Origin of the sequence: Roseateles sp., from assembly GCF_046300915.1 — a bacterium.
GTDB lineage: Bacteria > Pseudomonadota > Gammaproteobacteria > Burkholderiales > Burkholderiaceae_C > Kinneretia.
Genome location: NZ_JBKCLH010000058.1, coordinates 34,968 through 47,509 on the forward strand (window position 1 = coordinate 34,968; position 12,542 = coordinate 47,509).

General features: G+C 67.8%; 9 protein-coding genes and 2 pseudogenes. 4 read left to right on the plus strand and 7 right to left on the minus strand.

Going from position 1 to position 12,542, the window contains the following annotated elements:
• Nucleotides 1–22 precede the first annotated feature (22 nt).
• Entirely contained in the window at nt 23–1,405 is a 1,383-nt protein-coding gene (locus ACK5F2_RS04425; RefSeq protein ID WP_409863065.1) for a peptidoglycan DD-metalloendopeptidase family protein, read from the minus strand.
• A 225-nt stretch (nt 1,406–1,630) separates the two neighbouring features.
• Between ACK5F2_RS04425 and tyrS the strand changes: the two genes are divergently transcribed.
• The 4 genes from tyrS to ACK5F2_RS04445 all read left to right on the plus strand — a co-directional run bounded on the left by tyrS (nt 1,631) and on the right by ACK5F2_RS04445 (nt 5,189).
• A complete protein-coding gene (gene tyrS / locus ACK5F2_RS04430) occupies nt 1,631–2,899 on the plus strand; it encodes a tyrosine--tRNA ligase (RefSeq protein WP_409863066.1) in 1,269 nt (422 codons plus the stop codon).
• Nucleotides 2,900–2,954: 55 nt separating this feature from the next.
• Complete coding sequence (locus ACK5F2_RS04435) at nt 2,955–3,290, plus strand: hypothetical protein (protein ID WP_409863068.1); 336 nt, start codon at nt 2,955–2,957, stop codon at nt 3,288–3,290.
• Nucleotides 3,291–3,387: 97 nt separating this feature from the next.
• On the plus strand, nt 3,388–4,686 hold the full coding sequence (locus ACK5F2_RS04440; RefSeq protein WP_409863070.1) for a hemolysin family protein: 1,299 nt from the start codon (nt 3,388–3,390) through the stop codon (nt 4,684–4,686).
• 11 nt (nt 4,687–4,697) lie between these two features.
• Nucleotides 4,698–5,189: a hypothetical protein gene (locus tag ACK5F2_RS04445; protein WP_409863072.1), complete on the plus strand. Its 492-nt coding sequence runs from the start codon at nt 4,698–4,700 to the stop codon at nt 5,187–5,189.
• Here ACK5F2_RS04445 and gnd read toward each other — a convergent pair.
• The 6 genes and pseudogenes from gnd to ACK5F2_RS04475 all read right to left on the minus strand — a co-directional run.
• On the minus strand, nt 5,169–6,632 hold the full coding sequence (gene gnd / locus ACK5F2_RS04450) for a decarboxylating NADP(+)-dependent phosphogluconate dehydrogenase (protein ID WP_409863073.1): 1,464 nt from the start codon (nt 6,630–6,632) through the stop codon (nt 5,169–5,171). The two genes, ACK5F2_RS04445 and gnd, sit on opposite strands and share 21 nt — an antisense overlap.
• 96 nt (nt 6,633–6,728) lie before the next feature.
• Nucleotides 6,729–7,630: pseudogene (locus tag ACK5F2_RS04455) on the minus strand (5'-nucleotidase).
• Nucleotides 7,631–7,655: 25 nt separating this feature from the next.
• Nucleotides 7,656–8,651: an AAA family ATPase gene (locus ACK5F2_RS04460; RefSeq protein WP_133603914.1), complete on the minus strand. Its 996-nt coding sequence runs from the start codon at nt 8,649–8,651 to the stop codon at nt 7,656–7,658.
• 126 nt (nt 8,652–8,777) lie between these two features.
• Nucleotides 8,778–10,001, minus strand: a complete 1,224-nt coding sequence (gspF, locus tag ACK5F2_RS04465; RefSeq protein WP_409863074.1) for a type II secretion system inner membrane protein GspF — start codon at nt 9,999–10,001, stop codon at nt 8,778–8,780.
• A 57-nt stretch (nt 10,002–10,058) separates the two neighbouring features.
• Nucleotides 10,059–11,480, minus strand: a complete 1,422-nt coding sequence (gene gspE / locus ACK5F2_RS04470; RefSeq protein WP_409863076.1) for a type II secretion system ATPase GspE — start codon at nt 11,478–11,480, stop codon at nt 10,059–10,061.
• A gap of 11 nt (nt 11,481–11,491) precedes the next feature.
• A pseudogene (locus ACK5F2_RS04475) lies at nt 11,492–12,542 on the minus strand (type II secretion system protein GspD); the annotation flags it as partial.

Below are 12,542 nucleotides of genomic sequence, written 5' to 3' on the forward strand. Positions count from 1 at the left end.
GCAGTAGTTGTGCCGGGTGCGCTCAGTCCGCGCCGCTCACGCCCACGCCCATGGACTCGGCCGCGGAGAGCTGGTTCTTGATGCTGGCCACGGTGGCCTGGAACTGTGCCTTGGCGCTGGCGGGCAGGGTGACGGCCTCGGAGGCGCGAGCGATCGCGCGCGGATCCTGGTGCTGGCCTTTGACTCGGAATTCGAAGTGCAGATGGGGACCGGTGGCCCAGCCCGTGGCGCCCACGGCGCCGATGCGCTGACCTTGTTCGACCCGCTGCCCCTTCTTGACATCCATGCGACTCAGGTGGGCATAGACCGTTTGGCGGTCGCCGCTGTGGCGCACATAGACGACATTGCCGAAACCGTTCTGCCAGCCCGCGAATTCCACCATACCGTCGCCCACGGTGCGCACCGGGGTGCCGGTGGGCGCGCCGTAGTCGATGCCCAGATGAGCGCGCCATTTCTGCAGCACGGGGTGGAAGCGCATGGCGAAGCCCGAGGTCACCCGCGAGAACTCCATGGGGCTGGCCAGGAAGGCGCGGCGCTTGCTCTGGCCGTCGAAGCCGTAGAAATTGCCCTTGCCGTTGCTCGGGTCCTTGAACCAGACCGCTGAGTGGCTCTTGCCGTTGTTCACGAACTCGGCGGCGATCACGCGGCCGCTGGCCTGGCCCCAATTGATGGGTTCGCCGTCGGCGGTCAGGCTTTCGAACACCACCGAGAAGCGGTCGCCCTTGCGCAGCTCGCGGTGGAAGTCGATATCGCCCGAGAACATATCGGCCATCTGCGAGGCCACGGCATCGGGGATGCCGGCCTCGTCGGTCGCGACGAAGAGCGAGCTGCGCACCGTGCCGCTGCCCAGGCGCACCTGGGGCTGCAGCGGGGCAGTTTCCAGCTTGGCGCTGAAGCCCTGGCCCTTGCGTTCAATGCTGAGGCGGCTGAAGTGCGTCGACTGCTGCTCGGCCAGCTCGGCGGGGAAGCGCACCACCATGCGGTGCACCGTGCCATCGGGCTCGGCGCTGAGCTGCACCATCTTGCCCACGCGGCCCTTGAGCACGCGCTGGCCCAGCGGGTCATTGCGCAGGAAGGCGGCGGCGGCCGGGTCGAAGGCGCCCATGCGGCGCAGCAGGGAGTCGGCGGTGTCGCTGGCGCGCGTGACATCGTTGCGCACCAGGGTCAGATCGTGGGCGGCCAGGGCACTGAGCTGGTCTTCCAGATCCAGAATCTGGACCTGTTCCGTGATCACACGCTGAGGCAGATCTTCGGCATTGGGGGCCAGCGGCGCGATACCGAAGGCCGTGACGGCAAAGCCGCCCAACAGGCTCACCACCGAGGCGGTGAGGGCGCGCGGATGGCGAGCCGCGAAGGCTTCGGACCGCGCCAGGGCCTGCTTGAGTTCGTTTTTCCAGTCAATCACGCTCAAAAACCTGGGATCTTGTTGTTTTGGCGTTCTGCCAGTCACCGCTTACGGCCAGAGAGGGCCGGGGCCCTCCACTAGAATTAGGCATTGCGGCCAAGACCCGGTGCGGGTACAGGCGCGCAAAAACAGCGGCAAGTATACCGAGGCCATCCTCGCGTCAACGCCAAGAAAACCCGATAAATCAAGGCTTTAGATCCAGCCTGCGCCCAAGTTTCAGCCATCATGTCCGAATCGCGAACCTCCACAGCCGTACCGTCTCCCGCACCGGCCGAGGCGCCGCGATATCCGGTCACCGACAAGGTGCGCGAGGCCCTGGCCATCACCCAGCGCGGTGTGGATGAGCTGCTGCCCGAGGCCGAATGGCTGAACAAGCTGGCCCGTGCCGAAGCCACCGGCCAGCCCCTGCGCATCAAGCTGGGCCTGGACCCCACGGCGCCCGACCTGCACCTGGGCCACACCGTGGTGCTCAACAAGATGCGCCAGCTCCAGGAGCTGGGCCACCAGGTCATCTTCCTGGTGGGCGACTTCACCTCCATGATCGGCGACCCCTCGGGCCGCAATGCCACCCGCCCGCCGCTGACGGCCGAGCAGATCAAGGTGAACGCCGAGACCTACTACCAGCAGGCCAGCCTGGTGCTGGACCCGGCGCGCACCGAGATCCGCTACAACAGCGAGTGGAGCGACCCCCTGGGCGCTCGCGGCATGATCCAGCTGGCCGCCAAGTACACCGTGGCCCGCATGATGGAGCGCGACGACTTCACCAAGCGCTATGCCGCCGGCACGCCCATCTCGGTGCACGAGTTCCTCTACCCCCTGATGCAGGGCTATGACTCGGTGGCGCTGAAGAGCGATCTGGAGCTGGGCGGCACCGACCAGAAGTTCAATCTGCTGATGGGCCGCCATCTGCAGGCCGAGTACGGCCAGGAGCCCCAGTGCATCCTGACCATGCCCCTGCTGGAGGGTCTGGACGGCGTCGAAAAGATGTCCAAGTCCAAGAACAACTATGTGGGCATCACCGAGCCGGCCAACACCATGTTCGCCAAAATCCTCTCGATCAGCGATGTGCAGATGTGGAAGTGGTACGAGCTGCTGAGCTTCCGCTCCAGCGCCGAGATCGCCCAGCTTAAGGCCGATGTGGACGGGGGCCGCAATCCCAAGGACGCCAAGGTCCTGCTGGCCAAGGAGATCACTGCCCGCTTCCACTCGGCCGCCGCGGCCGAGGCCGCCGAGGCCGACTTCAACAAGCGCGCCGCGGGCGGCATCCCGGATGACATCCCCGAGCTCAGCCTGGCCGGCGGCGAGATGGGCATCGGCGCCCTGCTCAAGGCCGCGGGCCTGGTGGCCTCCAACAGCGAGGGCCTGCGCATGGTGGAGCAGGGCGGCGTGAAGATCGACGGCGGCGTGGTCAGCGACAAGGGCCTCAAGGTCCAGCCCGGCCAGTTCGTGCTGCAGGTGGGCAAGCGTAAGTTTGCGCGGGTGACCTTGGCCTAAAGCCCGCCTTGGGCCGGGTCGCCATGCCCGACGTCCAATCTACAATCGCAGCACCGTGATCCGCTGGCTTCGCATTCTGGTCTGTGCCTTGTTGATCCCCGCCTACGCACTTGCCGCAGGCGTGGTTGTGCATGGATCCGATCCTGCGGGCCTCCCGCAGATGGAGGGAGCGGAGCAGCCGCTGGCTGCAGACCTGCAGGGTGATGCAGACGAGCTGTCCGGCCTGGTGCTGGAGCTCGGCGATACCTCCGACGATATGGCCGATCATTGCGCCAGCGCTCCCGCCATATCGCTGCGAGCCGCACTACCTGATGCTGCCGCAATGGGGCCGCTGCTCCAGCCCGAGGGGCTCACTCTCGGTACCTTGCTCCGGCCGCCCCGCATGGCCTGATGGCGATGGGCTGGCGCCGTCCCAGCCACCTCCCACATCTCTCACACTCCTCAGCCATGCTGCGGCGGACTCTGTCTGCCTGCGGCTTCACACACTCATGGAAATCGCCTTACTGTTTGCACTGATCCTGCTCAATGGCCTGTTCGCCATGTCAGAAATCGGTTTGGTCACCGCGCGCAAGGCGCGTCTGCAGAAGCTCATTGACGAGGGCGACAGCGCCGCCGCTGCCGCCGTCAAGCTGGGAGAGGATCCGACCCGCTTCCTCTCTACCATCCAGATCGGCATCACTTCCATCGGCGTACTCAATGGCATTGTCGGCGAGGCCGCATTGGCTGGTCCGCTGGCCGAATGGCTGCAGACGCTCGGTGCCCCCGCTGAGTTGGCGCGCCCCGCCAGTACCGCGCTGGTGGTGCTGCTGATCACCTATTTTTCTATCGTGCTTGGCGAGCTGGTTCCCAAGCGTCTGGGTCAGTCCAACCCCGAGGCGGTAGCGCGCCTGGTGGCGCGCCCGATCGCAGCCCTGGCAACGGCCACCAAGCCCTTTGTGCGCCTGCTCTCCGGCTCCACCAATGCGCTGCTACGCCTGATGGGCGTGCGTGCCAGCAGCGCCTTCAACGTCACCGAGGAGGAGATTCATGCGGTGCTGGCGGAGGGCACCAGCGCCGGGGTGATCGAGTCACACGAGCACACCATGGTGCGCAATGTGTTCCGCCTCGACGACCGCCAGATCGGTTCGCTGATGGTGCCCCGCGGCGACGTGGTTTGCCTGGATCTCGATGCACCGCTGGAGGAGAACCTGGCGCGCATCGAGGCCTCGGACCATGCGCGCTTTCCGGTGGTACGCGGAGGGCTGCATGACATCGTGGGTGTGGTCAACGCGCGTCAGTTGCTCTCCAAGCTGGTGCGCAGCTACCAGCCGCGCCTGGACGAGCATTTGCAGATGCCGCTCTACGTGCCCGAGACCCTGACCGGCATGGAGCTCTTGGACAACTTCCGCAGCTCGGACATGCACATGGCCTTCGTGATCGACGAGTACGGCGAGGTACAGGGCCTGGTGACCCTGCAGGACCTGGTCGAGGCCATTACCGGCGAGTTTCGCCCGCGCGACCCCGCGTCCGCCTGGGCAGTGCAGCGCGAAGACGGCTCCTGGCTGTTGGACGGCCACATTCCGGTGCCGGAGCTGAAGGACAGCTTGGCGCTGGACAGCGTTCCCGAGGAAGAGCGTGGCCGCTACCACACGCTCAGCGGAATGATGATGCTGCTGACCGGTCGGCTGCCGCGCGTGGCTGATGCCGTGGTCTGGGAGGGCTGGCGTTTTGAGATTGTCGATATGGACGGTAAGACCATCGACAAGGTGCTGGCCAGCCGCTTGCCTGACGAGGGCAACTCATCATGAGGTGGGCTGCGATGCTGGCGGTGCTGGCCCTGGCTGGCCTGCTGGGCGCCTGCAGGGGCGGCTATCCCAACGAGGATCAGGTTCTCCCCAGTCCCTTCGACATGGACCTCGCCCAGCGCCTCGAAGTGCTGAACGGGCTGGGCCACGCGGCGCGCGGAGATGCGCCGCAGCGATGGACCTACGCGCTGGAGCCGGGCTGTCGGCTGCTGGTGAAGCAGCGTCGCAAGGGTCTGCGTGCTGCGTCTCCTGAGGTCTTCGAGCTCAGCCGGCAGATGGACGTGACGCTCAGCTTCGACGAGTCTTCGCAGACTTTTGGCGTCTATTTGATGTCGGGGGGCGATCCTGCCAGAGCCAAGCAGCTGGGGCTGCTGTTCTCGAGCTCGGCCTGGACCGATGCGGCCCAGGTTGATCTTCTGCTGCAACTGCTGATCCGTGACTGCGGCGGCGCGGCCGCCGCCAGCGACCGCGCCAGGCCGCTCGGCTCAGACCGAGTAGGTGCTTGACGCCGTGCGGCCGCCGCTGCCGGTCCAGTTGGTGTGGAAGAACTCGCCGCGCGGGCGGTCCACGCGCTCATAGGTGTGGGCGCCGAAGTAGTCGCGCTGGGCCTGCAGCAGATTGGCCGGCAGGCGGGCGCTGCGGAAGCCGTCGAAGAAGGCCAGGGCGCTGCTGAAGGCCGGCACCGGGATGCCTTGCTGCACAGCGGTGGACACCACGCGGCGCCAGCTGGCCTCGCTCTGCTTGATGGCCTGCTCGAAGAAGGGCGCCAGCAGCAGGTTCTGCAGCTGCGGGTTCTGGTCGAAGGCGTCCTTGATATTGCCCAGGAAGGCGCTGCGGATGATGCAGCCACCGCGCCACATCAGGGCGATGCCGCCGTAGTTCAGCTTCCAGCCGTTCTGCTCGGCGGCCGCGGCCATCAGCATATAGCCCTGGGCATAGCTGATGATCTTGGAGGCGTAGAGGGCGCGGCGGATATCGGCCACGAAGGCGGCGCGCTCGGCGTTCTCGATGCGGCGCGAGGCGCCGCCAAAGACCTTGGCCGCTTCCACGCGCAGGCTCTTCATGGCCGAGACGCAGCGGCTGTACACGGCCTCGGCCATCAGGGTGATGGGAATGCCCAGATCGGCCGAGGAGATCACGGTCCACTTGCCCGTGCCCTTCTGGCCGGCGGTGTCTAGGATCTTGTCCACCAGGGGCGCGCCATCCTGCTCGTCCTTCTTGGCCAGGATGTCGCGGGTGATCTCGACCAGATAGGAGTCCAGCTCGCCCTGGTTCCACTCGGCGAAGACGGCGCTCATCTCGTCGGGCGTCAGCCCCAAGCCTTCGCTCATCAGCTGGTAGGCCTCGCAGATCAGCTGCATATCGCCGTACTCGATGCCGTTGTGCACCATCTTCACGTAGTGGCCGGCACCGCCTTCGCCCACCCAGTCGCAGCAGGGGGAGCCATCGTCCACCTTGGCTGCGATGGCCTGGAAGATGGGTTTCACATGCGGCCAGGCCGCGGCCGAGCCGCCGGGCATGATGCTGGGGCCGAAGCGCGCGCCTTCCTCGCCCCCGGAGACGCCGGTGCCGATGTAGTGCAGGCCCTTGGACTCCAGGTACTTGACGCGGCGCGCCGTGTCATCAAACAGCGAATTGCCGCCGTCGATCACGATATCGCCCGGCTCCAGATGCGGCAGCAGCTGCTCGATGAACTCGTCCACCGCGGCGCCGGCCTTGACCATCAGCATCACGCGGCGCGGCCGCTTGAGCAGGCTCACCATTTCTTCCACGGAGCGGGCGCCGATGATCTTGGTGCCCTTGGCCTCGTGGGCCAGGAATTCATCCACCTTGGCGGTGGTGCGGTTGTAGGCCACCACGGTGAAGCCGTGGTCGTTCATGTTCAGGATCAGGTTCTGGCCCATGACGGCCAGCCCGATCACGGCGATATCGCCTTGCGCGGTTTGCATGTTTTGTTTTTCAGCTCGATGGCAAAACCCGAATCCTAGGGGAAACCCGGGCCGATTGCCGGAGCTGAGGCGCGCGAGGCGTGGCTTTTTGCGGGCTCAGCCGTTCTTCACGCCGGCCGCCACATGGCCGGCGGGCACATGGGCCAGGGCGCTTTCCACATGGCCGATCTGGTCGTCGAAGAAAAAGTCGGGCTCGAACTCGCGCAGGAACTCGCCCTTGGGCAGGCCGCCCAGGAACATGGCCTCGTCCACCTCGATCTGCCACTCCATCAGGGTGCGCAGGGCGCGTTCATGGGCCGGGGCGCTGCGCGCGGTGACCAGGGCGGTGCGTATGCTCATCGCGTCCTCGCGGTCCTGCTGCAGGGCGTGCAGGGCGGCCAGCACCGGCTTGAAGGGGCCGGCCGGCAGGGGCGTGAGCACGCGCTCTCGCTCATGGGCCTGGAAGGCGTCCAGCCCGGCGCTCTGGAAGACCTGCTCGGCTTCGTCGGAGAAGAGCACGGCGTCGCCGTCGAAGGCGATGCGCAGCTCGCGCGGGTGCATCCGCAGTCGGCCCGGGCCCCGGGCGCCGCCCCCCGCGCCGCCGCCACGCCGGCCGCCAGGGCCGAGCGCACATCGGCCTCGTTGGTCGAGAGAAAGAGCTGGGCGTTGAGCGGCCGCAGATAGCGCCAGGGGCTCTGGCCCCGGGTGAACACGCCGCGTTCGATGCCCAGGCCGTAGTGCTGGGCCGATTTGAAGACCCGCATGCCCGAGATCGGGTCATTGCGCGAGAGCACCACCACCTCCACCCGCGGCGGCCGCCCGGCCTCGTTGAAGCCCAGCAGCTTGCGCACCAGGGAGAAGGCCACGCCGGGTGTGGCGGGCGTGTCCAGGCGCTGCTGCTGCAGGGCCATATAGGCGCGGTCGTCGCCGGCTTCGAAGAGTTCGTTCTCGGCCTCGAAATCAAAGAGGGCGCGCGAGGAGATTGCCACCACCAGGCGGCCGTCCAGGGAGATGGGCATAGGCGCCCATCATAGAGACAAGCTCCTACTGGATGAAACCCATGGGGCCGCGCTTGCCGCCGGCCTCGGGCAGATCCTCGCACAGCACCGTGCCGCGCTGCGCCAGCTTGGCATTGCCGAAGGCCGTCATCCAGGCGCGGCGCATCTCGCGCGGGGCCAGCTCGGCCATGCGCTCCAGCACCGCGTCCGAGGGCTCCTCGTCGAAGCGCCGTCCCCAGTCGTGCTGGGCGCGCAGGCCCTGGTACAGGCGCAGGGCGATGCGGCGGGCGGCTTCGAAGTCGGGTGCTTCGATCTCGTACACATTCACCCGGTTCAGGATGGGATCGGGAATGCCGCGCGCATCATTGGCCGTGGCCACCCAGATCACCTGGCTGGCATCCACCGCCACCTCGGCAAACTCGTCGGTGAAGCTGCCCGCGGTGTCGTGCTCCAGCAGGCTGTAGAGCGAGCCCAGCGGGTCGTAGGCGGCCTCGGCACCGGCCTTGTCGATCTCGTCCACCACCATCACGGGGTTGGCATAGTCGCCGTCCACCAGGGCCTCGAAGACCTTGCCGGGGCGCGCGCCCTTCCACTGGCTGGAGGCGCCGGAGAGTATCCAGCCCGCGGTCATGGAGCTCATGGAGACAAAGCCCATGCCCGTGCCCAGCAGCTGGGCCAGCTGGCGCGCGAAATGGGTCTTGCCCACGCCGGGCGGGCCCAGCAGCAGCAGGGGCGTGATCTCCAGCGCATCCCCGCTGTCCTCGCACAGGGCGATCTGGCGCCGCACATCGTCCAGCACCGGATGGAAGTTGGGCAGGTCCTCGTAGAGCTCGTTCATGGCCGGCAGGCCCGAGGGCTTGACCTGAAAGCGCTGCGGCCCCTTCTCCAGCATGCGCTGGTAGGTGCCGCGCAGCGACTCGTGCTCGCGCTCCGGCAGCTTGGCGAGCTTGCGCTCGACCTCGGCAACGCTGAACACGCTGCGCATCTGCGCAATCGGGATGCGTGGGGCGATGCAGGCGATGGCATGACGGGGGCTGCTCATGGCGACTCTCCTGACCCCGTCTGGCCTCGGGGCCTGGCTCCATTCAAGCAAAAGCAGCCCGCGCGCGGTGTAGGAAAAAGCCCTGAACTGCCTAGGATTACCGGCTTTGCGGGCCGGGTGCCACGCCTACTTCACCCAGGTATTGAGCTGGATGATGGGCAGCAGCACGGCCAGCACGATCATCATCACCAGGCCGCCCATGGCCACGATGAGCAGGGGCTCCAGCAGGGTGGCGGCGGCCATGGCGCGGCGCTGCACCTCGGCGCCCAGCTGGCGTGCGGCGCGTTCCAGCATCTGGGGCAGCTGACCGGTCTGCTCGCCCAGGCGGGCGAACATGGCCAGGATGCCGGGAAAGCGCTTCTTGCCCGCCAGGGCTGAGCCCAGGGGCGCGCCCTCGCGCACCTGCACCAGGGCGTCCAGCGCGTCGGCGCGCATGGCGCGGTTGGACAGGGTCTCGGCCGCGGCCTGCAGGGCCTTGAGTATGGGCACGCCGGCACCGGCCAGCATGGCCAGGGTGGCGGCAAAGCGGGCGCCGTTGTAGCCGCGGGCCAGGCGGCCCAGCAGCGGCAGGCGCAGCAGGCCGGCGTCAAAGCGTTCGCGGAAGGCCTCGCTGCGGCGCAGGGCCCAGCTCAGGCCGCTCAGGCCGGCCACCAGGGCCGCCAGCAGGGCCCAGCCCCAGTGGCGCACGAAGTCGCTGAAGCCCAGCATCACCACGGTCAGCAGGGGCAGGGCGCGTTTGCTGCTGGTGAAGACGCTGGCGATCTGCGGCACCACATAGCTGACCAGAAAGATCACGATCAGCACCGCGATCAGGGAGACGATGGCCGGATAGGCCATGGCGCCGATGAGCTTGGCACGCAGCTCCTGGCGCTGCTCCAGATCGTCGGCCAGGCGCTCCAGCACCGCGCCCAGGGCGCCGCTCTGCTCGCCCGCGGCGACCACAGCGCGGTAGACCTCGTCGAACTCCCGCGGCGCGCTGGCCAGTGCGCGCGCACAGGGCGAGCCGGCATTGACCTCGGCCCGGAGCTGGGCCAGCAGCTCGGCCTGGCGCGGGTCCTCGGCCTCGTCGGCCAGGGCGGTGAGCGCGCGCTCGAGGGGCAGGCCCGAGCCCACCAGACCCGCGAGCTGGCGGGTCCAGACGGCCAGGCCGGTGGCGCCGAACACGCGCCGGCGCATGAAGCTCATGCCCGGCCCGGTCTCGGCCCCTTGCTGCTCCACGGCCTCCACGGCCAGGGGCACCAGGCCCTTGCTGCGCAGCTGGGCGCGGGCGGCGCGGGCGTTGTCGGCCTCCAGCAGGCCGCTGCTGCTGCGGCCTTCGGGGCTCAGGGCTTCGTACTTGAAAGCGGGCATATCAGCGCCCCAACCGGGGGCAGCAAAGGAAGTGAGCGTGGGGGCGTGTACTCATGCTCAGTCCCGCGTGACGCGCAGCACCTCTTCGGCCGAGGTGATGCCGGCCTCGATCAGGCGCTCGCCGTCCTCGCGCATGGAGCGCAGGCCCTTGCCGCGGGCGGCGGCGGCCAGCGCGCCCTCGGCGGCGCGTTCGTGGATCAGGGCGCGCAGTTCCTCGTCCACCGTCATCAGCTCGTAGACGCCGGTGCGGCCGCGGTAACCGGTGTGGCCGCAGCTGGGGCAGCCCACCGGGTGCCAGTGGCCGTCGGGGCCCTGGCGCTTGCAGTCGGGGCAGAGCTTGCGCACCAGGCGCTGGGCCAGCACGCCCAGCAGGCTGGAGCTGAGCAGGAAGGGCTCCACGCCCATGTCCATCAGTCGGGTGACGGCGCTGGGCGCGTCATTGGTGTGCAGGGTGGCCAGCACCAGATGGCCGGTGAGCGAGGCCTGGATGGCGATCTGCGCCGTCTCGTAGTCGCGGATCTCGCCGATCATGATCACGTCCGGGTCCTGGCGCAGGATGGCGCGCAGGGCCTTGGCAAACGTGAGGTCGATCTTGGCATTGACCTGGGTCTGGCCGATGCCGGGCAGCTCATACTCGATGGGGTCTTCCACCGTCAGCACATTGGTGGTGCTGGTGTCCACGGTCTGCAGCGAGGCGTAGAGGCTGGTGGTCTTGCCCGAGCCGGTGGGGCCGGTGACCAGCACGATGCCGTGGGGCTGCTGCACCAGCTGCTTGAAGGCGGCCAGCACATCGCCGCTCATGCCCAGGCCTTCGAGCGTGAACTTGGATTCGGTCTTGTCCAAGAGGCGCAGCACCGCGCGCTCGCCATGGGCCGAGGGCAGGGTGGAGACGCGCACATCGATGGCGCGGCCGCCGATGCGCAGCGAGATGCGGCCGTCCTGCGGCAGGCGCTTCTCGGCAATGTCCAGCTCGGCCATGATCTTCAGGCGCGAGATCAGGGCCGCATGCAGGCCGCGCTTGGGCTGCACCACCTCTCTCAAAGTGCCGTCCACGCGAAAGCGCACCGAGCTGGCGCGCTCGTAGGGCTCGATATGGATGTCGCTGGCCCCGTCCTTGGCGGCCTGGGTCAGCAGGGCGTTGAGCATGCGGATGATGGGGGCGTCATTGGCCGCCTCCAGCAGGTCTTCCACCGCGGGCAGGTCCTGCATCATGCGCGAGAGGTCCACCGCGCTTTCCACCTCGCCCACCACCAGGGCGGCGCTGGACTCGCCGCCGGCATAGGCGGCGTTGATGCGATCGACCAGGGTGGCCCGGGCTTCATGCTCCATGCGGTCCAGGGCATACAGGCGCTGGATTTCGCCCAGGGTGGACAGGGCCACCTCGGGCGAGGCCCAGAGGGTGAGCTGGCTGCCATCGTCCTCCAGCAGCACCGCATGGGCCTTGGCGTAGGCGTAGGGCAGGGGGTGACGCATGGCCATGGCGTGCGTCCTCAGTTGCTCACCGGAGCACGCCCCGGCACCGTGGCGGGCACGGTGCCCGGCAGGGCCGGCAGCACCGGCGCACCGGTGTCCGGCAGCACGGCATTGGCGCGCGGCTGGGCGGACTGCTGGTTGGCGCGGATGCTCTCGTAGCGGTCCAAGGTCAGCTGGTCCAGGCTCTTCTGGTCGCGCATCACCACGGGGCGCAGAAAGACCATCAGATTGGACTTCACGCGCTTGCGGTTCTGGCTCTTGAAGAGATTGCCCACCAGGGGAATGTTGGAGAGGCCGGGCACGCGGTCGTCGCCGTCCTGGTACTCGTCCTTGAGCAGGCCGCCCAGCACCATGATCTGGCCGTCGTCCACCACCACCGTGGTCTCGATGGCACTCTTGTCCGTGGTCGGCCCCGAACCCGAGCTGCTGGTGTTGGCAATCACGGCCGAGTTTTCCTGGTAGATCGTCATGCGCACCGTGCCGCCTTCGCCGATCTGGCTGCGGATGCGCAGGGTCAGGCCCACGTCCTTGCGCTCAATCGTCTGGAAGGGATTGACCGCGCCAGTGCCGGTGCCGGTGTTGGTGAAGCTGCCGGTGACGAAGGGCACGTTCTGGCCGATCACGATCTTGGCCTCCTCGTTGTCCAGGGCCACCAGATTGGGCGTGGAGAGGATGTTGGCCCCGGTATTGGCCTCCAGGAAGTTGGCAATGGCGCCCAGGGTGTAGAACTCACCGATCTTCTGCAGCACGCCGAAGTTCATGCCCTGAGGGATGCCTCCGGCGCTGACGGCGGCGCCTATGCCCGTGCGCCCCTGGGCCACGGCTGCGGATAGATTGATGATGTTCTGGTTGCCGCTGCCGAAGTTGGTGCCGATGCCGCCGATGGTGGAGTCACCCTTGTTGCCGCTGATGCCCTGCCACTGCACGCCGAACTGGCCCATCTTGCTGGCGTCCACCTTGACGATCATGGACTCCACATAGATCTGGGCGCGGCGGCCACCACCCCCGTGGCAGCGTCGGCCAGCCCCTCCACCGGCGGCTTCATCCAGGCCGACCCGGCCACCAACT